Origin of the sequence: Frankia sp. CpI1-P, assembly GCF_001421075.1 — a bacterium.
GTDB lineage: Bacteria > Actinomycetota > Actinomycetes > Frankiales > Frankiaceae > Frankia > Frankia torreyi.
Genome location: NZ_LJJX01000007.1, coordinates 114,327 through 134,168 on the forward strand (window position 1 = coordinate 114,327; position 19,842 = coordinate 134,168).

The 19,842-nt window shown below is 72.0% G+C and carries 17 protein-coding genes and 13 pseudogenes; 20 read left to right on the forward strand and 10 right to left on the reverse strand.

Features of this window, described 5'->3' with window-relative positions:
- Position 1: 1 nt before the first annotated feature.
- From FF86_RS42160 to FF86_RS06875, 4 genes and pseudogenes are all read left to right on the forward strand, one after another.
- Positions 2-653 (forward strand): annotated as a pseudogene (locus FF86_RS42160) (RNA helicase); the annotation flags it as partial.
- Between the two features lies 1 nt (position 654).
- A pseudogene (locus FF86_RS42165) lies at positions 655-845 on the forward strand (hypothetical protein); the annotation flags it as partial.
- Positions 846-903: 58 nt separating this feature from the next.
- Entirely contained in the window at positions 904-1,992 is a 1,089-nt protein-coding gene (locus FF86_RS06870; protein WP_052681080.1) for a cobalamin biosynthesis protein, read from the forward strand.
- Positions 1,989-3,551: a cobyric acid synthase gene (locus tag FF86_RS06875; RefSeq protein WP_055865048.1), complete on the forward strand. Its 1,563-nt coding sequence runs from the start codon at positions 1,989-1,991 to the stop codon at positions 3,549-3,551. Before FF86_RS06870 ends, FF86_RS06875 begins: the two co-directional genes overlap by 4 nt.
- 51 nt (positions 3,552-3,602) lie before the next feature.
- Here FF86_RS06875 and FF86_RS06880 read toward each other — a convergent pair whose 3' ends face one another.
- On the reverse strand, positions 3,603-3,830 hold the full coding sequence (locus FF86_RS06880; RefSeq protein ID WP_044885214.1) for a hypothetical protein: 228 nt from the start codon (positions 3,828-3,830) through the stop codon (positions 3,603-3,605).
- Positions 3,831-4,183: 353 nt separating this feature from the next.
- Here FF86_RS06880 and FF86_RS42170 point away from each other — a divergent pair.
- Together FF86_RS42170 and FF86_RS42175 are read left to right on the forward strand one after the other, a co-directional pair.
- The coding region (locus FF86_RS42170; RefSeq protein WP_242418309.1) for an SDR family NAD(P)-dependent oxidoreductase at positions 4,184-4,664 on the forward strand (481 nt) is incomplete at its 3' end.
- 1 nt (position 4,665) lies between these two features.
- Positions 4,666-5,008: pseudogene (locus FF86_RS42175) on the forward strand (3-oxoacyl-ACP reductase); the annotation flags it as partial.
- A 117-nt stretch (positions 5,009-5,125) separates the two neighbouring features.
- On the opposite strand, the gene FF86_RS06890 reads toward FF86_RS42175, so the two are convergent.
- The 7 genes and pseudogenes from FF86_RS06890 to FF86_RS42195 all read right to left on the reverse strand — a co-directional run.
- Positions 5,126-6,172 (reverse strand): phosphotransferase family protein, encoded by a 1,047-nt coding sequence (locus tag FF86_RS06890; protein ID WP_242418310.1) that lies wholly within the window; start codon positions 6,170-6,172, stop codon positions 5,126-5,128.
- Positions 6,173-6,357: 185 nt separating this feature from the next.
- Positions 6,358-6,552 carry a ferredoxin gene (locus tag FF86_RS06895; protein WP_044885217.1) on the reverse strand — a complete coding sequence of 65 codons (195 nt, stop codon included), beginning with the start codon at positions 6,550-6,552 and terminating at the stop codon, positions 6,358-6,360.
- A partial coding sequence (locus FF86_RS42180; RefSeq protein ID WP_255355723.1) for a cytochrome P450 occupies positions 6,549-6,937 on the reverse strand: 389 nt, incomplete at its 5' end. The genes FF86_RS42180 and FF86_RS06895, both read right to left, overlap by 4 nt.
- A gap of 958 nt (positions 6,938-7,895) precedes the next feature.
- Positions 7,896-8,714, reverse strand: coding sequence for a mycofactocin-coupled SDR family oxidoreductase (locus FF86_RS06905; protein ID WP_044885219.1), 819 nt, complete (start codon positions 8,712-8,714; stop codon positions 7,896-7,898).
- 129 nt (positions 8,715-8,843) lie between these two features.
- The coding region (locus tag FF86_RS42185; protein WP_242418311.1) for an aldehyde dehydrogenase at positions 8,844-9,316 on the reverse strand (473 nt) is incomplete at its 5' end.
- Position 9,317: 1 nt separating this feature from the next.
- A pseudogene (locus FF86_RS42190) lies at positions 9,318-9,648 on the reverse strand (aldehyde dehydrogenase family protein); the annotation flags it as partial.
- 1 nt (position 9,649) lies between these two features.
- Positions 9,650-10,218, reverse strand: a pseudogene (locus FF86_RS42195) (aldehyde dehydrogenase family protein); the annotation flags it as partial.
- Between the two features lie 358 nt (positions 10,219-10,576).
- Here FF86_RS42195 and FF86_RS06915 point away from each other — a divergent pair.
- The 5 genes and pseudogenes from FF86_RS06915 to FF86_RS65540 all read left to right on the forward strand — a co-directional run.
- On the forward strand, positions 10,577-11,218 hold the full coding sequence (locus FF86_RS06915; protein ID WP_044885221.1) for a TetR/AcrR family transcriptional regulator: 642 nt from the start codon (positions 10,577-10,579) through the stop codon (positions 11,216-11,218).
- Between the two features lie 265 nt (positions 11,219-11,483).
- A pseudogene (locus FF86_RS65530) lies at positions 11,484-11,785 on the forward strand (hypothetical protein); the annotation flags it as partial.
- 47 nt (positions 11,786-11,832) lie between these two features.
- Positions 11,833-11,977 (forward strand): annotated as a pseudogene (locus tag FF86_RS65535) (RNA-guided endonuclease TnpB family protein); the annotation flags it as partial.
- 1 nt (position 11,978) lies between these two features.
- The coding region (locus FF86_RS35545) for a transposase (protein ID WP_242418312.1) at positions 11,979-12,416 on the forward strand (438 nt) is incomplete at its 3' end.
- A gap of 1 nt (position 12,417) precedes the next feature.
- A pseudogene (locus FF86_RS65540) lies at positions 12,418-12,746 on the forward strand (zinc ribbon domain-containing protein); the annotation flags it as partial.
- 107 nt (positions 12,747-12,853) lie between these two features.
- Here the strand turns inward: FF86_RS65540 and FF86_RS06925 are convergent.
- Complete coding sequence (locus FF86_RS06925) at positions 12,854-13,426, reverse strand: cob(I)yrinic acid a,c-diamide adenosyltransferase (RefSeq protein ID WP_044886700.1); 573 nt, start codon at positions 13,424-13,426, stop codon at positions 12,854-12,856.
- Between the two features lie 212 nt (positions 13,427-13,638).
- Between FF86_RS06925 and FF86_RS65545 the strand changes: the two are divergent.
- Positions 13,639-13,791 (forward strand): annotated as a pseudogene (locus tag FF86_RS65545) (protein kinase); the annotation flags it as partial.
- 134 nt (positions 13,792-13,925) lie between these two features.
- Positions 13,926-14,112, forward strand: a pseudogene (locus FF86_RS65550) (DUF4158 domain-containing protein); the annotation flags it as partial.
- A gap of 270 nt (positions 14,113-14,382) precedes the next feature.
- On the opposite strand, the gene FF86_RS06935 reads toward FF86_RS65550, so the two are convergent.
- Positions 14,383-15,285: a LysR family transcriptional regulator gene (locus tag FF86_RS06935; protein WP_044886699.1), complete on the reverse strand. Its 903-nt coding sequence runs from the start codon at positions 15,283-15,285 to the stop codon at positions 14,383-14,385.
- A 167-nt stretch (positions 15,286-15,452) separates the two neighbouring features.
- On the opposite strand from FF86_RS06935, the gene FF86_RS63600 reads away from it, so the two are divergent.
- From FF86_RS63600 to FF86_RS42215, 7 genes and pseudogenes are all read left to right on the forward strand, one after another.
- On the forward strand, positions 15,453-15,588 hold a 136-nt coding region (locus FF86_RS63600), incomplete at its 3' end, for an EthD family reductase (protein ID WP_304438104.1).
- A 1-nt stretch (position 15,589) separates the two neighbouring features.
- A pseudogene (locus FF86_RS63605) lies at positions 15,590-15,764 on the forward strand (EthD family reductase); the annotation flags it as partial.
- Between the two features lie 336 nt (positions 15,765-16,100).
- Positions 16,101-16,391, forward strand: a complete 291-nt coding sequence (locus FF86_RS42200; RefSeq protein ID WP_052681250.1) for a LytR C-terminal domain-containing protein — start codon at positions 16,101-16,103, stop codon at positions 16,389-16,391.
- A gap of 1,772 nt (positions 16,392-18,163) precedes the next feature.
- Complete coding sequence (locus FF86_RS31665; protein ID WP_082122083.1) at positions 18,164-18,490, forward strand: NUDIX hydrolase; 327 nt, start codon at positions 18,164-18,166, stop codon at positions 18,488-18,490.
- A gap of 48 nt (positions 18,491-18,538) precedes the next feature.
- Positions 18,539-19,291, forward strand: a 753-nt coding sequence (locus FF86_RS42205; RefSeq protein ID WP_242418313.1) for a UDP-N-acetylglucosamine 1-carboxyvinyltransferase, incomplete at its 3' end; no start/stop codon positions are given.
- Between the two features lies 1 nt (position 19,292).
- Positions 19,293-19,417, forward strand: a pseudogene (locus FF86_RS42210) (hypothetical protein); the annotation flags it as partial.
- Between the two features lies 1 nt (position 19,418).
- Positions 19,419-19,798: pseudogene (locus tag FF86_RS42215) on the forward strand (UDP-N-acetylglucosamine 1-carboxyvinyltransferase); the annotation flags it as partial.
- Between the last annotated feature and the right edge of the window lie 44 nt (positions 19,799-19,842).

Here is a 19,842-nt window from a genome sequence, read left to right on the forward strand (position 1 = left end):
NCTCGCCGCAGTCCCGCCGGGATCTGGCCTCCTCGCTGCGGGCCGCGGACGTCGACCCCGACGGTCCGCCCAGCCGGCGGGCCAAGGCGCGCTCCGCGGCCGCGGACGACGCCGAGCTCGCCCGGCTGCGCCGGGCCCTGCGCGCCCACCCGGTGCACGACTGCCCGCGCCGCGAGGAGCATCTACGCTCGGCCGAGCAGGTCAACCGGCTCGCCAAGGAGACCGCGGCGATCTCGCGAAAGGTCGAGGGCCGCACGAACACGGTCGCGAAGACGTTCGACCGGGTCCGCGCGGCGCTGACGGAGCTCGGCTACCTCGACGGCGACACGGTCACCGACGCCGGCCGGGTGCTGGCGCGCATCTACTCCGAGCAGGACCTGCTCGTCTCCGAGTGCCTGCGCGCCGGCATCTGGGAGGACCTGACCGCGCCGGCGCTCGCCGCCGCCGTGTCCAGCCTGGTCTTCGAGCCGCGCGGCGACGACGTGGGCGTCCCGGCGCTGCCCGGCGGCGCGGCGCTACGCGACTGCCTGGACGAGATGGGCCGCCTGGCGTTCCGGCTCGCCGCGACCGAGCAGGGCCACCGCCTGGCGTTCCTGCGCCCGCCCGAGCTCGGCTTCGTCCCCGCCGCCCACGACTGGGCGGTGGGCCGGCCGNTGGAACGGGTCCTCACCGACAGCGGGCTGGAGCTGACCGCCGGCGACTTCGTCCGGTGGATGCGCCAACTGCTCGACCTGCTCGACCAGATCGCCAAGGTGGCCCCCGACGACTCCCGGGTGCGCCGCACCGCCCGCTCTGCGATGGACGCGCTGCGCCGCGGCGTCGTCGCCTACGCGACCAGTGTCTGAGCCGGTGCCGGTGCCGGTGCCGGTGTCCGGGGCGGTGTCGGTGTCCGGGGCGGTGTCGGTGGGTGGTACGGCAGGGCGGCGCGCGGCGGCGCGCGCCGGTGGGCTGGTGCTCGGCGCGGCCCTCGACGCGCTGCTCGCCGATCCGACGCGGCTGCACCCGGTCGCCGGCTTCGGGCGGGCCGCCGTCCGGCTGGAACGGCTGGACTACCGGGACGGCCGCGCCGCCGGCGTGCTGCACACCGCCCTGCTGCTGGCCGCCGTCGCCGTTCCGGCCGCCGCGGTCGAGCACGCGTGGGGACGTCCCCGGGCGGTGCCGGCGCGGTCCACCGTGGAGGACCGGTCCGGCGGCGGGGAGCGTGTTGGCCGTTGGGAGCGTGGCAGCGCAGCGGTCGCGATGACCGCCGCGGGGACCTGGGTGGTGCTCGGCGGGGCGTCGTTGCGCCGGCAGGGCCGTCGGCTCGGTGCCGAGCTGCTCGCCGGCGACCTGGCCGCCGCCCGGGCGCGGCTGCCGACGTTGTGCGGACGGGATCCGTCGCTGCTCGACGAGGCCGGGATCGCTCGCGGCGCCATCGAGTCGATCGCCGAGAACACCTGCGACGCCGTGGTCGCGCCGCTGTGGTGGGGGACGGTAGCCGGGTTGCCGGGGCTGGTCGGCTACCGGGTGGTGAACACCCTCGACGCGATGATCGGCCATCACAGCGACCGCTACGAACGGTTCGGCTGGGCGGCGGCCCGCCTCGACGACCTGGTGAACCTGCTGCCGGCCCGGCTGTGCGCGCTGGCGGCCTGCGTGTGCGCGCCGGTTGTCGGGGGCAGCGCCGCCGATGCGTTCTGGGTGATGCGCCGCGACGGCCGATCGCATCCCAGCCCGAACGCCGGGATGGCCGAGGCCGCGTTCGCCGGGGCGCTGGGCCTGCGCCTCGGCGGGGAGCTGCGTTACCCGTACCGGGTCGAGCATCGGCCCGAGCTGGGGTTCGGCCGCCCGCCGCGGGGCGCCGACGTCGCCGCCGCCGCCCGGCTGTCCGGCGCGGTCAGCGTGCTGTGCCTCGCGGTGACGGCGCTGGTCGGCGGCGCGGCGGGCGCGCTGCTGGCCAGCGGCCTGCGCCGGGTGCGCCGCGTCGGGGTCGAAGGGGGGCCACGTCGGTGAGCGGGGGACTGCTGGTCGCCGGGACGGCGTCGGACGCCGGCAAGAGCGTGCTGACCGCCGGCATCTGCCGGTGGCTGGCCCGGGAGGGCGTGCGCGTCGCGCCGTTCAAGGCACAGAACATGGCGCTGAACTCCACCGTCACCGCGGACGGCGCGGAGATCGGCCGGGCGCAGGCGATGCAGGCCGCGGCGGCCGGGGTGGAGCCGGAGGCGGCGATGAACCCGGTGCTGCTCAAGCCGGGCGGCGACCGCCACAGTCAGCTCATCGTGCTGGGCCGCCCCGTCGCCGAGGTCGACGCGCTCGGCTACCGCCCGTACAAGGAACGGCTGGCGAAGATCGTCCTGGACTGCCTCGACGACCTGCGCGGCCGGTTCGACGCGGTGATCTGCGAGGGCGCCGGATCGCCGGCGGAGATCAACCTGCGGTCCACCGACATCGCGAACATGGGCCTGGCCCGCGCCGCGAACCTGCCGGTGATCGTCGTCGGCGACATCGACAAGGGCGGGGTCTTCGCCGCCCTGTTCGGCACGCTGGCGCTGCTCGACCGCGCCGATCAGGCTCTCGTCGCCGGCTGGGTGATCAACCGGTTCCGCGGCGACGCCCGGCTGCTCGAACCCGGGCTGCGCCAGATCGAGGCGCTGACCGGCCGGCCCGTGCACGGCGTCGTCCCGTTCCGCTCCGGGCTCTGGCTCGACGTCGAGGACTCCCTCGACCTGGCCTCCTACCCCGACGCCGACGCCGACGCCGACGCCGACGCCGACCCCGACGCCGAGCCAGCGGGGGAGGATGGATCGGCGGGGGAGGGTGTGCGGCGGGAGAGCCTGCGGGTGGCCGTGGTCCGGCTGCCCCGGCTGTCGAACGTCACCGACCTCGACGCGCTGCGCGCCGAGCCCGGCGTCGTGGTGCGGCTGGTCACCGGTCCGGCTGAGCTGGCCGACGCCGACCTGGTGGTGCTGCCCGGCACCCGCTCGACGGTGGAGGACCTGCGCTGGCTGCGCCGCCGCGGCCTCGCCGACGCCGTCGCCGCCCGCGCCGCCGCCGGCCGGCCTGTGCTGGGCATCTGCGGCGGCTACCAGATGCTGGGCCGGCGCATCCACGACGACGTCGAGTCGGGTGCGGGGGAGGTCGCCGGCCTCGGCCTGCTGCCGGTGACGACCACCTTCGAGGCGTCGAAGCTGCTCGGCCGCCGCGCGGCGACCGACGCGGACGGCCGGCCGGTGACCGGCTACGAGATCCGCCACGGCCGGCTCACCGTCGCCGGCCATCCCCGGGCCGAGCCGTTCGCCGCCGACGGCGTGCGGGTCGGCGCGGTCGCCGGTACGAGCTGGCACGGCCTGCTGGAGAACGACGAGTTCCGCCGCGCCTACCTCGCTGACGTCGCCGGTGCGGCCGGGCGGGCGTTCGTTGCGGCCCGCACCCGCTTCGCCGACGTGCGCAGCCGCCGCCTCGACGTCCTCGGCGATCTGGTCGCCGACCATCTCGACACCGCCGCACTGCGCCGCCTGCTCGACGGGGGAGCCCCGCCCGGCCTGCCCTTCGTCCCGCCCGGCGCGCCGTGACGCCGCCGACGTCCCGTGACGTCGCCGACGCCCCGTGACGCCGCCGGTGGTCTACAACCGGTTGCGCAGGAGCTGCTTGCCCTGCTCGGCGCCCTTGCGGCTCTCGGTCTGCGCCCGGCGGAACAGGTCGTGCAGCTCCCGGTCCCCGTCGCGCTCGGCGTCGGCGGCGTAGGTCTCCAGCCGCAGCGCGTTGTTCAGGCAGATCTCGGTGAACCACAGCAGGTCGTACTGGGCGTCCTTCGTCCCGGTGATGTTCCCGTGCTCCACGGTCGTGGTCATGATGGGCGACCTCTCCTCTGGGCGTCGTGCCCTCTGAGCATCGTGATGCGGTCCAGCCCCGACTCCGCTACGGGCATGGCATCGGGGGACCGGCGGCCGCGATCCCGCGCCGCCGCGAGCCGGTGGCGCGCCGCGGTCGCTGAAGGTGCCTATGCCCGTACCGAACGTTCCTACCCGTCTCATCCAACCGCTCGGATCCGTCGCGGGAAGAGCCGTCACGGGAAGAGCCGCCGCGGTCGACGGGTTCCTACCCGGTTGAGGAGCATGGCCGGTTGAGGAGCAGGGCCGCTTCGACAGGAACGGCCCCGCTGTCGGGCACGGTCCCTGCCAGGACAGGCGAGAGGAGAACGCACGTGGACGAGGGCACGGTCCTCATCACCGGGGCGACCGACGGGCTGGGCGCCCACCTGGCCGAACGGCTGGGCGGCGCGGGCTGGCGGGTGCTGGTGCACGGCCGCGACGCCGACCGCGCCGAGCGGGTGGCCGGCCGCATCCGCGCGGCCGGCGGGCCGCGGCCCGAGGTGCTGCTCGCCGACCTCGCGGATCTGGGCGAGGTCGACGGCCTCGCCGCCGCCGTCGAACGGCACACCGACCGGCTCGACGTGCTGGTCAACAACGCCGGGGTCGGGTTCGGCACGCCGGGCGCCGTCCGCGAGACCAGTGCCGACGGCATCGAGCTGCGCTTCGCCGTCAACTACCTGGCCGGCTACCGGCTGACCCGCCTGCTGCTGCCGCTGCTGACCCGCTCCGCCCCGGCGAGGATCGTCAACGTCGCCTCCGCCGGGCAGGAACCCCTCGACTTCGCCGACCTGCTTACCACTCGGGACTACTGCGNCATTCGCGCCTACCGCCGCAGCAAGATCGCCCAAATCATGGGAACGTTCGACCTGGCCGAACAGCTGGCCGGCACCGGCGTCACCGTCGACGCCCTGCACCCCGCGACCTTCATGGACACCACGATGGTCCGCCAGGCCGGCTCCCCCGTGAGCAGCACCGTCACCGAGGGCGGCGACGCCACCCTGAACCTGATCACCGGCCCCGCAGCCACCTCGGGCACCGGCCGCTACTTCGGCGGCCAACGTGAGGCCCGCGCTCTCGCCCAGGCCTACGACCCCGCTGCCCGCCGCCATCTCCGCCAGGCCACCGACGAGCTGCTCGTCGCATCCACCCGATCCTGACCACTGCTGCCTGCGTGCCGGAGGGGCAGACCTGGCTCCCGTCGGCCCGCGGCCACGGCACAACCAGCGGGCCTGGTTCGGCTCATGGGGTGGCCTGCCCGCACTGGGGCTCGGCCGTCAGGTCAGGGAGCGGGCGAGTGCCTCGGAGTCGAGCAGCAGGCGGCGGACGATCGCGTCGAAGCGGTCACCCTTGGCCTTCGGTGACAGGCCCTGGAGCGACTCGGCGACCTTGTACTCGATCATGCAGGCCGCGCGCCACTTGGACAGGACCGAGTAGTAGCCGATCGTCGAGACGTCGCGGCCGGTCTGCTCGCCGTAGTAGGCGATGACGTCGTCGCGGTGCGGGAAACGCCCCGGCGTGAAGTACCGCATGGCGCCGTCGTCCTCCTCGGCGGTGACGAGGTTGTTCGCGAACGCGGCGAGGTCGAGCAGGGGATCGCCGATGGTCGCGGTCTCCCAGTCGATGATCGCGGCGAGTCGGGCCGGCGGCCGGTGGTGGAACAGCGCGTTGTTCGGCGCGTAGTCGGCGTGGATGAGCGCGGGACGCGAGCCCGCCGGGACGTTGTCCCGCAGCCAGTCCGCCACGTACCGTAGCCCGGGCAGGTCGCGCGGCTCGTACTTCGGGTAGCGCCGGCGGTAGCCGTCGACCTGGCCCAGCCACCGGTCCGGCTGGCGCTCGAGGAATCCCTCGGGCCGGCCGAAGCCGCCCAGCCCGACCGCCTCGTAGTCGAGGTTGGCCAGCGCGACCAGCCCGTCGGTCATCGCCCAGCAGATGTAGTGCTGGTCGGGGCCGCCGTCGAAACCCGCCGGCCAGATCGTCTCGTTCTCGGCGGTGATGGTGGCCGCCCAGCCGTCGACCAGCTCCATGACGTAGAAGCTGACCCCGAGCAGGGAGTCATCCGCGCAGAAGCCGAGGAACTCCGGGCTCGGGACGTCGGTCCCGGTCAGCGCGCGCAGGACGGTGGCCTCGCGCTGGATCGTGCGCGCACCCTGCGGGCTGCCCTCGAGCGGCGGGCTGCGGAAGATCGCCTTCCGGCCGCCCCGGTCGAGGCTCAGGATCAGGTTGGTCGACCCGCCCGAGACCAGGGCCGTCTCCAGCGGCCCGTCGCCCAGGCTCGGGACGTGCTCGTCCAGCCAGCCGGACAGCGCCGCCAGATTGATCACCTTGTTCGCATCCGTCACAGATGCAGGTTTCCACACCTTCGACGACGACGTTGACGCGTGCAGGGACCCACCCGGTCGAGGGCCTGCCGGCCGGGTCGGCCCGCCGGGCGCCCGGCGGGACTCCCGCGACTTCAGCGCCCGCCGGTTCGACCTCCCACGATCACGTACAGCACGACCGCGGGCACTCACTCGTCGACGAGGCTCAGCGCCCGCTCCGGGCAGGCGGCGACGGCGTCGCGGGCGCGCTTCTCCTGGCCCGCCGGAACCTCCGGGTCGGTCACGGCGACGTAGCCCAGGTCGTCGAGGGGGAAGAGATCGTCGGCGGTGGCGTTGCAGCGGGCGTGGCCCGAGCAGCGCCCGGTGTCGACCACGATTCTCATCGGTCGTCCTTTCGCCCGGGCCGGGATCCGAATCCCGCCAGGGGCAGGGAGAAGATGCCGTGGACATTGCCCCAGTACGCCCGGGGCGTGGCGCCGTCGCGCAGGGCGTAGTCCGGGATGACGCGGTGCCAGCCGGCGAGCGCGACGGTCATCTCGATCCGGGCGAGGTGTGAGCCCAGGCACCGGTGGGGGCCCGCGCCGAACGCCAGGTGCGGGGCGGGCTGTCGCGAGGTGAGGTCGAGGGCGTCCGCGCCGGCGACGAGCGCCTCGTCCCGGTTCGCGGAGACCAGCGGGAAGAGCACGAGGTCACCGGCCCGTAGCTGCTGGCCGCCGACCTCGATGTCCTGGGTCACCTTCCGGCCGATCTCGGGCACGGCGTAGAACCNCAGCAGCTCCTCGACGACGCCGTCGATCGGCTCGCCGGCGGCGGCCAGCCCGGCGACATAACGCCGGTCGGCCTCATGCGTGGCGAGGTGGTGCATCGCGAAGGACAGGCTCATCGCCACGGTGTCGAGCCCCGCGAGGAAGAGCAGCAGGCAGCAGTTGACCAGCGCGTCGTCGGGAGCCGGCGCGCCGTCGAGCTCCCAGCCGAGCATCGCGCCGAGCAGTCCCTCGCCCCGCTCGCCGCTCTCCCGCCGACGAGCGATCTCGGCCTGGAAGTNCCCGACGACCGAGAAGATCCCGCCGATCTGCCGGTCCGGGTCGAAGACGCCTTCGTCGGTCGGGGCGAGCGCCTGCTTCTCCCACTCCAGGAAGGTCGGCAACTCGTCGATCGGCAGCCCCATGAGCTCGAGGAAGACCACCGTCGGCAGCTCCAGCGCGAAATCCTCGACGTAGTCGCATTCGCCCCTGGCGCGGATCGCCGCCACGAGCTCGGCGGTGCGCTCCTCCAGACGCGGCCGCAGCAACCCCATGGTGCGCGGGGAGAAGTACTGTGCCAGCAGCCGCCGCCACTGCGTGTGCTCCGGCGGATCGAGCTGGATGGGAATCATTGCGAACGGCGGGTCCGGGCTGAGCGGGGTGATGACCTCGCTGGAGAAGACCGCCGGATTCTGCAGGCATTCGCGGACGAGATCGTGGTCCAGCACCATCCAGTACGACAGGGCGGGTTCGGTCACCCGCACGACGCGGTGTAAGGCACGCAGCGCGTCGAAACGGTCGCCTGCTTCGCCGACCGCGCCGACTCCCACGAGTCGGTGGTCGGTGACCTCGGTGGTGGGCGTTGTCATCGCAGATTCTCCTCAGCTATCCCGGGCCGTCGGCTGTCCGGGGCCGTCGGCTGTCCCGGGCTGTCGGCTGTCCCGGGCTGTCGGCTGTCCCGGGCTGTCGGCTGTCCCGGGCTGTCAGCGGACGGTGAAGCCGGCGTCGAGGGCCCACTGGGTCCCGGTGATGAACGTCGCCTCGTCGGAGACCAGGTAGGCGACGGCGCCCGCGATGTCCTCGGGCTGCAGAATGGGGATGGGCAGGGCGTTCTGCATCGCGGAGACGTTGCTGTCCGCCTTCGCCATCGCCGCCTGCATCGCGGCGTTCATCGTCATGCCCGAGACGACACCGGTCGGGTGGATGGTGTTGACCCTGATCATCTCGGCGGCGTACTGGGTGGCCAGCACCTGCATGTAGCCGACGAGGCCCCGCTTGGCCGCCGTGTAGGCCTGGGCACTCGGCTCCTCGCTGGCGGTGCCCTTCAGCCCCGCGCTCGAGGAGGTGATGACGATCGAGCCACCGCGCCCACCCGCCCGCAACCGCGGCAGGGCCACCTGGACGGTGTTGAACGTGCCGGTGAGCAGGATGTCGATGGTGTCCTGCCACTCGCGCTGCGGGTCGACGCTGTCGCCGACCCGCAGGATGCCGGCGTTGGCCAGGATGATGTCGACCCGGCCGAACGCGGCGTATCCCTCGTCGAAGACGGCCCGAAGCGCAGGCTGGTCACGGACGTCGGCCTTGCCGATGACCGCCCGGCGGCCTTCCTTCTCGACCAGGTCGGCGGTCTGCTGAAGCTCGGCCCAGGTGCCGCACGGGTAGTTCATCGACGGGATGTCCGCACAGATGTCGACGCCGATGATGTCGACGCCGTCCCGGGCGAGGCGAACGGCGTGCGCGCGGCCCTGGCCACGGGCGGCGCCGGTGATGAACGCGACGCGCCCTTCGAGCTTTCCGGTCATTGTTCCTGTCCTGTCTCGCGAGCCGATGAGAAGCCGGTGCCGCTGAGCGGCCAGGGCCGCTGAGCGGCCAGGGCCGCTGAGCGGCCAGGGCCGCCGAGAAGCCGGTGCCGGTGAGGTCGGCCGGTGCGGTCAGACGGCGATGCCGACGCTGCGGATGCGGAGGAACTCCTCGATTCCCTCGCGGCCGCCCTCCTTGCCGACCCCGGAGAGCCCGAACCCCCCGAACGGCCGGCCGACCTTGAGGTTCGTCGCGCCGTTGATGAGCGTCTCGCCGGCGTCGAGTTCGGCGGCGACCCGCAGCGCCCGCTGCAGATCCCTGGTCTGGACGTAGGAGGACAGCGCGTACCGGGTGCCGTTGGCCAGGGCGACCGCCTCCTGCTCGGTCCGGAACCGGAAGATCGTCAGCACCGGTCCGAAGACCTCGGTCTGGGCGAGCTCGGAGTCCGGGTCGACGTCGGTGAAGACCGTCGGCTGGAGGTAGAAGCCGGCCCGGTCGATCCGGCTCCCGCCGGTCAGCAGGGTCGCGCCCTGCTCGGAGGCCCGCTCGATCATCCCGAGGATCCGCTCGACGGCCGCCTGGTTGACGACCGGACCGGAGGCCANGGCGGGATCGAACGGGTCACCGACCGGGATGTTCTGCGCGATCAGCTTCGCTCGCGCGACGACCTCGTCGTACACGTCCTCGTGGACGATCATCCGGGTCGCGAAGGCGCAGCCCTGGCCGGAGAGCGCGATCAGGGAGAACGTCGTCCCGAGCTGGCAGGCCACGTCGAGGTCGGCGTCATCGAAGACGATGTTGGCGGACTTGCCGCCGAGTTCGAGGACGGCGGGCTTCATGCTGGGCGCGCACGCCTCGAGGATCCTGGTCGCCGTGGCCGGGCCACCGGTGAAGGTGACCTTCCGGACCAGCGGGTGGGAGACGAGCTGGGCGCCCNCCTCGGCGGTGCCGGGCAGGACGTTGACGACCCCGGGCGGGAACCCGGCCTGCTCGACGAGGTCCATGAACAGTTCCCCGCTGAACGGGGTGAGCTCGGAGGGCTTGACCACCACGGTGTTCCCGGCCGCGACCGCGGCCGGGATCTTCATGGCCAGCGAGATGAGCGGGCCGTTCCAGGTGATGATGATCCCGATGACGCCGTACGGCTGGGCGAGGGTGTAACCGAGCTCGGAGTCCTGGACGGGGTTGCCGGTCAGGTCGCCGTGGATCTTGTCGGCCCAGCCGGCGTAGTAACGGGTCCACTCCGCCGAGAGCACCGGGAAGGCCGCTCCGACGGACAGCGGCGTGCCGTTGTCGAGCGCCCCGAGCCGGGCGAACTCGTCCGCGTGGGCCTCGATCAGGTCCGCGAGCCGGTGGAGCAGGGCGCGGCGCTGGGCGGGCGGGGTCCGCTTCCAGGTCTGGAACGCCTCGTGCGCCGCGGTGACGGCGAGGTCGATCTCGTCTTTGTCCGCCAACGGAATCTGCGCGTCGACCTCGCCGGTGGCCGGGTTGACGTGACCGTAGGTGNCGCCCGATCCGGACGCACGCTTCTCACCGTTGATGCGGAGATGGACCCTCGGTGGGGTGCGGTCGATGTCTGGCATGGGGCTCCTCGGGACGTTCTCGCGCGCACGACGGAGTGGATGGGCGGATCGGAGGCGGGCGGATCAGAGGCGGGCGGATGGGAGGCGGGCCGCTCGGAGGTGCGCCGCTCGGGGCTGAACAGTGAGGTGACTGAGTGACCTTAGTGAACTGTGGTGGTCGTCACGTGTCAAGGAATCGGACAAAGTCGTCCGTAAATCCTTGCGCGGAGTTCGGCTCCGCAGGCCCCGCTGCTCGCCGCTACGGTGAGGATCAGCTCGCGGACGCGGCGGAGAGGAGATCCATGGGTGACGGCGCGACGGCCGCGCGACGATCCCCCGGCCGGCCTCGCAAGGCCGACGCCGAGCGGCGCATCCTCGACGCCGCCATCGACGAGTACCTCGAACGCGGCGCGACCGGCTTCACCATCGACGCCGTCGCCCGGCGCGCCGGGGTCGGCAAGTCCACGGTCTACCTGCGCTGGCCCGACCGCGACACGCTCCTCGTCGACAGCGTCCTGGCGCGGTCCCGCGCGATCGAGGACGTCGACACCGGATCACTGCGCGACGACCTGATCGCCCTGAGTACGAACATGCTGCGATTCCTGCTCGACCCCGTGGGGTTCGCGACGCTGCGCCTCGCGGTCGAGGCCGTGGCCAGCCGCGCCGCCCCCCAGGTCACCATCGATGTGGCCGAACGCCATCGCCGAGCCGCAGGCGTGGTGCTCACCCGGGCCGCCGAGCGCGGCGAACCCATCAACCCGATCACCCGGGCCCGTGTCATCGAGTGCCTCTACGGCGCGATCACCCTGAAGGCGCTGGCTCATGGTCTCGAGACGGACACCACCAGCGACGCGGAGACCGTCGCGGCCTGCACCGAGCTCGTCGACCTCCTCCTCCCGCTGCTGCTGGAGCACGGCCGGCCCCCGCCGGACTCGGTCCGGTGAAGGCCCGTCGTACACAAGATAATCAACGTTGTTGACGAAACGGGAGCAACATAAATGATCTTGGATGGCTGGTGGAAGCCGGCAGCGGATCAGACGCACCGGACTGATGCCGCCTGGGGAGCCGCCCGGGGATTCCACCGACGAAGACCGGCCAGCTCGACCGCGACCGGGCCGTCTCGACGCTGATCGCTACCAGGCTTCGGCGAGAGGGCTTCCGCCTTTAGTCGGGAGGTGAATCGCCGTGTATTCGGGTAGAATTACAGCCATGCCCCGGTCGGTTCACGTCGCCCGTCTGTACCCGGATTCGGGTCAGGCAGGGAAACTGGACGGGCAGGGTCATGCGGCGCGGGGGTTGTGGAATCTGCTACACGAATGGCACACGACGTGCCGCGAGCATCGCCGTCCCATGCTCGCCGTGGCCGAGGTTGATCGGCAGATGCGGGAAGCGCGGAAGAATCTACCGGAAGGCTTCGAGTGGCTTTCCGTGCTGCCTGCGCAGGCAGGCCAGCAGGTGTTGAAGCAGTATCAGACCGCGTGGAAACGCTGCTATTCGGGGTTGGCTCGTCCNCCGCGTTTCAAGTCCCGGCGGCGTGNCCGCCTGGCGGTGGATGTTNCGCAGGCGCGCGGGCTGAACGTGGCCCGTGTGAGCCGCCGGTGGGGTGTCCTGTCGGTGCCGGGTGCCGGTCGGGTGCGGTTCCGGTGGACCCGGCCGCTTCCCGGGGTGTCCCGTGGGGTGCCGGGCCGGCTGACGGGTGCCCGNCTGGTCCGTGAGGCCCACGGCTGGCATGTGGTGTTCCGCCTCGAAACCCCCGACGTGCAACCGGAACCCCACGGCGGACCGCCGGTCGGAGTCGACCGTGGGGTGACCCGAACACTGGCCCTGTCGGATGGGACGTTCCGGGACCTGCCTGTTCTGCTCTCGGCGGGCGAGGCACGCCGTCTGCTCCGCCTGGAACGCAAAGCGGCCCGGCAGCGCCGGGCCCGGCCGCGGGGCGCCCCGACGTCGAACCGGCTGACCAGAACCTACGACCAGATCGCCAGGGTGCGCGCGAGAACCAAACGCCGCCGCGACGACTGGGCACACAAGGTGACAACCGGGATCAGCCGGGAGTTCGGGCTGGTCGTCATCGAGGACCTGCGCGTCGGGACCATGACCCGCTCGGCCCGGGGTACCGTCGAGACCCCCGGGCGGAAGGTGNGGCAGAAAGCCGGGCTGAACCGGTCGGTTCTGAACGCCGCATGGGGACGCGTCGGCGCGCATCTCGCCTACAAGACGGCCCGCGTGGGTGGGGTGCTGGTGAGGGTTCCGGCGCCGTACACGTCGCAGCGCTGTCACGTCTGCGGGGTCGTCGACCGGGTGTCCCGCCCCGACCAGGCAACATTCCTGTGCACGTCGTGTGGCTGGTCGGGGAACGCGGATACCAACGCAAGTCTGAACATCAGGGCGGCTGGACTGTCGTCCATGGACGTGGAGATCTCCGGGTTGCCGGGGACGGTGAAGCGTCAACCACCCGGGAAGGCGGCATGATCCCCACCGGGAGTCCCCCTCGTTCACGAGGAGGAGGAAGCCAAAATTGGGTTGACTGGACTGTCGTCGACCCTCCGGTATGTGCAGGACTCCGCCGGGGACGCTGGTCAGGCGTGCGCGCCCGGGCGCCACAGCACGTCCCCCTGCGGGTTTGCCACCCGGGCGAGGATGAACAGCAGGTCCGACAGGCGGTTGAGGTACTTGGCGGCCAGCGGGCCGGTGCGCTCGGGCTCGGCGTCGAGCAGGGCCCAGACGGAGCGCTCGGCGCGGCGGGCCACGGTGCGGGCGGTGTGCAGCAGGGCCGCGCCCGGCGTGCCACCGGGCAGGATGAACGAGTCGAGCTTCGGCAGGTCGGCGTTGAAGCGGTCACACGCCTCCTCCAGCCGGTCGACGTACGCCGCGGTGATCCGCAGCGGGGGATAGGCCGGCTCGGCCACGACCGGCGTGCACAGGTCCGCGCCGACGTCGAACAGGTCGTTCTGGACCTGCCCGAGCACCGCCCGCACGTCGTCGGCCAGCCCTCCGAGGGCGAGCGCCACGCCGATCGCCGCGTTCGCCTCGTCGACGTCCGCGTAGGCGGCCAGCCGCGGATCCGTCTTCGCCACCCGGGACATGTCGCCCAGCGCCGTCGTGCCGTCATCCCCGGTGCGGGTGTAGATCCGGGTGAGGTGTACCGCCATGCCCCCACTCTAGGGAGCGGCCCCCCGTCAGGCGTCGCGCCCGCGCTCCCTCGCCGCCCGCGCCCCCGCGCCTTCACCGGCGAAGCACCCCGTGAGATCGATTGCGGTGCGTCCTGCACGGTCTGAGGCCCGGAAGCGTGCACAACGCATCTCGGACACCGGAGCAGCTCCGGTTCGCGGCCAATCAAGCTGTTGCGGGTTGCCACAGAACCGGCGGCACCCTCACGCGGCGCCGCCGGGACATGACCCAGCCGGAGGCGTGTGCGGTGGGGTTGGCGGTTGCTGCGGCGCTGTCTCACGCGCACGCCCGCGGGGTGCTGCACCGTGACATCAAGGCCGACAACGTGCTGTTCCGGGCTTGGGGAACATCGGTACAGCGGCTGGCGCTGAGAACGATCTTGAGTAGTGGGCGGTGAACTTCCAGCCCGGGTGGTCTGCTTCCTGGGGCCCTTCGGCCAAAGATCCATGGTCTGTAGCGGCGGGTGGTTGGCTCCGCCGCCTGCCGGTGGAATTTCCGACGGATGACCAGGCCGAGGCGTACGGGAAGTTCGTCGGAGGAGCCGACGCGCCCGGAGTTGGAGCGCTTCTTCTTCCTGGACGACGTGGACCGCGATCTGATCGCGCTGCGCCGTACGCAGTACCACCAACTGGGCTTCGCGCTACAGATGTGCACGGTGCGCTACATCATGACCCCAGGGGTCAGCCCGGGCCGCGAAGCCCTGACCCGCTCCCGGCTGGTCCACGTAGACCAGTACTACCTGCTACTACCTGCGCGCGGACACCATCGCCACGGCCAACGCCGCCCTGATCGAGGCCCAGGCGAAGGTGCCGCAGTCCCGCCCAGAGGGTGAAGCTGGGAAGGTGATGACGACCTGCGGAGAGTGCGGGGCGTGGGAGTGCCGCAAGGTCTTCGGTCTCGCCACCGCGGAAGTTCGCCTGGCATGACCTGCTGCCCGTCAGTCCGACAGCCAGTGCAGCTCGTGCGCCAGGGTCTTGGCGACGGCACGGACGCGGCGGTGTAGTGGCGACTGTTCGCGCGGAAGGACCAGGTGGATCGTCAGGCTGGGTGCGCCGTGCAGCGGTCGCCAGGTGATGCCGGGCGGTGGTGCCGTGACGGCGGCCTCGCCGGCCGGGGCGAGGGTGAGCCCGTCGCGCAGGTCGCGCTGTGACATGTCGAAAGCGACTGTGGGCGTGTGGAATCGGGGATGTGGCCGGGTATCGCGGAACAACGCGGCCAGCTGGTCGTGGATCACGGGGTTGGCCGCACGGTCGGGGAGTCGCAGCGGATACGCGGCCGCGGCGGCGATCTCGATCTCCGGGTGTTCGGCCAGCGGATGGTGCTGCGCCAATTGGACGCCGATCCGCTCACGCCGCAGCAGGTACCGGCGCACGCCACGGCCCGGCTGTTCACCGCGGGTGATCCCGGCATCGATGCGGCCGTCGGCGACCGCGGGGGAGATCTCCGGTGTCGCCATCGGGACCGCGCCGACCTCGAGTCCGCTGTTGCCGCGAATCAGCCTGTCCACCAGGGCCGGTGCCGTCTCGGCCCCGGCGCTGAGGCTGTATCCGATGCGCAGCGTGCCCAGTTCACCGGCCGCCGCGCTCCGGACGGTGTCCCATGCCCGATCCAGCGCCGCCAGCGCGGGCGGCGCGGACTCCGCCAAAGCCGCGCCGGCCGTGGTCAAGACGACGCTACGCGTGTTGCGGACCAGCAGGGCCGTACCGAGTTCCGCCTCCAATCGGCGCATCCGGGCGCTGAGCGCGGGCTGTGCGATACCGATCCGTGCGGCCGCGCGGGTGAAGTTCAACTCCTGCGCCAGCACCAGGAAGTACCGCAGGCTCACCGTATCCGGCGCCACGTGCCCTCCCTGCCGATTGATAGCGATCCGTTCTGAGCCTATCCCGTACCGGTATTTCCCTCGACCGCACGCCAAGCCCTAACCTGCGCATATGACGATTCAACTGACCGCGGTCCTGGACATCGCACTCACGCGGCCCGCCGACCCTGATCTGGACGGAGGTCGTCATGCATAAGTTGGTGGTCCTGTATTCCAAGCCCGCCGACCCTGACCACTTCCGCGACTACTACGTGACCAACCACCTTCCACTGGTCATGAATTGGCCCGGCCTGCTTGCGTGGCGCTACAGCTTCGACGTGGCGGNGACCACGGGAGAAGCGCCGTATTTCGCGGTCTTCGAGGGCGACTTCGCTGACGCCGCCGCCATGGCCGCGGCGCGGGCGTCGCCGCAAGGCCAGCGGGTAGCCGCCGATGTCGCCAACTACGCCACCGGCGGTGCGGTCATCATCCACTATCCGGTGCAGGACGGCACCGGCTGACGTCGCCAACGCCAACAGCACCGGCTGCCTGGCCGCCCACCTGCTCGACACGACAGGGGCACAGACGGTCGCGATCGAGGTGGAGCANGGCGACAGCCTCGGTCGACCGGNCAGCGTGCTCGCTTCGGCCCGACGCGGGCCGGCGGGCATCACGACCCGGGTCGGCGGGTTAGCGGTGGTCCGCGACGGACACCGAGGCGACAGCTAGACCGTCCTCTTAGCGGTTCGCCGGACTCGAAGGACCCCACCCCGTCGCCGAGCCCGTCGGCGACCCGGCCGGCCGAGAAGCCGCCGTCGTCGACCTTCGCGTCGACGGCGAGCGCGCGGCCGCCCGCGGTGACCGCGCCGGTCGTCGTGCTGAACAACTCGCGGATCAGTGGGCTGGCCGACTCTGCGGCCCGGCAGGTGGAGGCGGTCGGCTTCCCCATGTCGCGGACGGGTAGCTACCTGTCGATCTACAACGTGCCGGTGTCCACGGTCTTCTACGACGACGCGCACCGTGACGCCGCCCAGGCGCTCATGGACACCATCCCCAAGATCAAGGAAATTCTGCCCCGCTCGCAGGCGCAGATCGTCGCCTCCGACCCCCTGATCCTCGTCGTCACCCGCTACTGGCCGGCGGACTGACGCTTGCGAGGGCCGTTAGTTGTGGGCCAGTGGGCCCGGCGAGCAGGCGCCGCGCCACGCCGACGACTGAACCCGGGCGCCGGCCGATTGTCGTTGCTGACCGCACCGCGGGAGGCGCACCGCACCGCGGGAGGCGCACCCCCGGGGTGTCGGCGGTTCCCTCGGGAGAGGGGTCTCAGAGGCGGGCGTAGATCGCGGACGCGTCGTCGCTCACCCCGAAGCGGGGGAAGCGCGAGCAGCTCGGGTCGGCGCGCTCCGCCGCCCGCAGCCGGTCGAGCAGCTCCGCCTCGCGGCCCGCGGCGATCTCGTCGAGCAGCTCGGTGTCGTCGCGAACCAGGCCGAAGGGCCGGACGGCGCGGGCGAATCCGTCGGACATCGCCACCAACTCCGTCCCCGGGGCCACCGCGAGCGTGGTGGCGTACGCATGCTCGGCCGCGGCCGGCACGTCCGACAGCATCCAGGAGCCCCGCGGGGTGTTGCGCCACCGTCGACGTTCCCGGTTATGGGCGTGGGCGCGGGCGTAGGCGTCGGCGGCCGTCTCGCCGCGGTCCAGCTCGGTGCGGACCCGCTCGAGCAGCGCCTCCTCCACCCCGGCGAACTGCGGATCGACGAACTCGATCACGGTGGCGCCGGGCGGGCGCAGCAGGACCGGACTGTCACCGAGCAGGCACAGATCGAGTCGGCCGTCGCGGACGCGGGCCAGGCTCAGCGTCGCCGTCGGGAAGCCGTCGGCGGGCAGCCCGGCTCCACGCCCCTCGGCGCGGACGTGGCCGACAAGGTCTCGCAGCACCGCCCGCAGCGGACGACCCTCCCAGGGCACCTGGGCCAGGAACGCGTCGGCCACCGCGCTGAGCCAGGCCGCCGGGGAACGACCGTCCACCTGGACCTCGTCGCCCAGCGGGGTCGCGCCGTCGATCACCCACAGCCCGTCCGGACGGCAACCGGCCGCATCCTCGTTATCCGGCTTGTCCGACCGACTGATGGACCGCAGCNCCCGCNCCCGTCGGCCCCCACCCGGTCATGAGAAAACCCGCCGTCACGAGTATCACCCCGACGATCGCGGGGGCCAGCCGACGCCAGACCGACCCGCTGCCGCCCGCCGTCCCCGATGCGCAGGGCGTACTCGGCGCCGGTCGAGTCCTCGTCCTCGATCGCCCGCGCAATGCTGGCGCGGGCGGTGGTGAACGCGCCCCGCAACGTGGCGATCCTGGCGTGGGTGGCGTGGTAACGGNCGTACCGACCGTCGCTGAGCGCGATGGCTTGGCGGACGTGCCGTTCGGCGTCCAGAAGCAGGCGCGGGTCGCTGTCAGGATCACGCTCATGACGGTCCGCGATGACTTCGGCGGCCAGGTGCAGTACACCAGGAACACTCGCCAACCGCTCGACGGCCTCGACGGCGAAGGTCAACGCGGCATCGAGGTTCGCGGGGTCGTCGCCGAGTGCGGCGTAGTACTCGGCCTGCAGGTAGAAGAACATCGGGTGCCGGCCGAACCGAGACTGGTAGCGGTCGGTGTTCGCGCGGTGTCTGCGGTGGTCCTTGCGTCGCCAGGCTCGTACCTGCAGGCAGTAGAAGGCGTTGAACCGGGTCTGCTCGGGCAGGTCGGCGCCCTCGATGATCGCGGTGAGGGCTTCGTCGCCCGCGTCCGGCCCGGCCAGCAACGCTCGAGCGGCGGTGCCGAACCCCGGATCGGTCTCCGGCGGCAGGTCCGCCAGCCGCTGACGGAGACTGTCGCTCACCCCGATTTCCGTGGTGCAAAGAGTACGTTCCGCACATGCATTCGGTGAGCGTAGCCGGAGTGACACTCCACGAGAACGGGTCGATTCTGTGTATCCGGCGTAGGGACACCGGAGCCTGGCAGATTCCCGGCGGAGTCCTTGAACGCGGCGAGACCATCCAGGCCGGGCTGTGTCGTGAGGTTGCCGAGGAGACCGGCGCGTTTGTCCGGCCGGTCCGCTTGACGGGGGTCTACCTGAAGCCCTGGCCGGGCGGGGGGAGCCGTTCGTCCGGGCTCATGACGGGGTGTCCGTGGTGGGGGCGGACGGATCGGGATGAGGCGAGCGCGCAGGGTGGTGGGGGTCAATCCGGTGGGTGCCGGTGAAGATCTTTGCGCCAGGACCTAGCATCGAGGTCCGTGGAGCGCTTCGTCGTGACAGGCGGCACCCGACTGGCCGGCGAGGTAGCCGTCCCGGGCGCGAAGAACTCGGTTCTCAAACTGATGGCCGCGAGCCTGCTGGCCGCCGGTCGCACGACCCTGACCGCCGTTCCCGACATCCTCGACGTCACCGTGATGTCCGAGGTGCTGGTCGGACTCGGCGCGACGGTGGAGCGGGATGTCGGCGGTGGCCGGCTCGGCATCGACGTTCCCGAGACGCCCGGGTTCTCGGCCGACGGGGAGCTCGTCCGGCGGATCCGGGCGTCGGTGGCGGTACTCGGCCCACTGGTCGCCCGCTGCGGGGAGGCCCGGGTCGCCCTGCCCGGGGGGGACGCGATCGGCTCGCGGGCGCTCGACATCCACGTCAACGGGCTGGCCAAGCTCGGGGCGCTGGTGGACGTCGAGGGCGGCGCGCTGGTGGCGCGCTGCTCGGGTCGGCTACAGGGGGCGTCGATCTGGCTGGACTTCCCCAGCGTCGGCGCCACCGAGAACCTCCTCATGGCCGGCGTCCTCGCCAAGGGCACGACCGTGATCGACAACGCCGCCCAGGAACCCGAGATCGCCGACCTCTGCGCGATGCTGACGGCGATGGGCGGGCGCATCGACGGTGCGGGTTCGTCGACCCTGGTGATCGACGGTGTGGACGCGCTGTCCCCGGTCGAGCACCGGACGGTGCCGGACCGCATCGTCGCCGGCACGTACGCGATCGGCGCGCTGATGACCGGCGGCGACGTCATGATCCGGCACNGCCGGGCCGGGCATCTCGGGATCGTGCTGGAGAAGCTGGTGCAGGCCGGCGCGGAGATCGACGTCCGTGACGACGGGTTCCGCGTGGTCGGCCGGGACCGCCCGCGTTCGATCGACGTCGTGACCNTGCCCTACCCCGGGTTTCCGACGGATCTGCTGCCGCAGATCATCGCGCTGGAGGCGATCAGCAGCGGGACGTCGCTGATCACCGAGAACGTCTTCGACAGTCGCTTCGTGTTCTGCCGCGAGCTGCACAAACTGGGCGCTGACCTGCGCACCGACGGCCATCACGTCATCGTGCGGCCCGCGGACCGGCTGACGGCGGCCCGGGTGATGGCGTCGGACGTGCGGGCCGGCGCGGGCCTGGTGCTTGCCGCCCTCGTCGCCGAGGGCGAGACCGAGGTGACCGACGTGTACCACATTGATCGTGGCTATGCCGGCTTCGTGGAGAACATGACCGCGCTCGGCGCCGACATCCGGCGGGTCTCCGACCGGGCGGTGGCCTGAGCGGCAGCCTGAGCCGCCTCAGGTCTGCCGAGCCGCCTCAGGTC

Bases quoted from the DNA above. Each gene is read 5' to 3' on its own strand.
- FF86_RS06880 (WP_044885214.1), bottom strand. From the start codon at position 3,830: ATGACCACGACCGTGGAGCACGGGAACATCACCGGGACGAAGGACGCC.
- FF86_RS06895 (WP_044885217.1), bottom strand. From the start codon at position 6,552: ATGAGAATCGTGGTCGACACCGGGCGCTGCTCGGGCCACGCCCGCTGC.
- FF86_RS06905 (WP_044885219.1), bottom strand. From the start codon at position 8,714: ATGACCGGAAAGCTCGAAGGGCGCGTCGCGTTCATCACCGGCGCCGCC.
- FF86_RS06915 (WP_044885221.1), top strand. From the start codon at position 10,577: ATGGGTGACGGCGCGACGGCCGCGCGACGATCCCCCGGCCGGCCTCGC.
- FF86_RS06925 (WP_044886700.1), bottom strand. From the start codon at position 13,426: ATGGCGGTACACCTCACCCGGATCTACACCCGCACCGGGGATGACGGC.
- FF86_RS31665 (WP_082122083.1), top strand. From the start codon at position 18,164: ATGCATTCGGTGAGCGTAGCCGGAGTGACACTCCACGAGAACGGGTCG.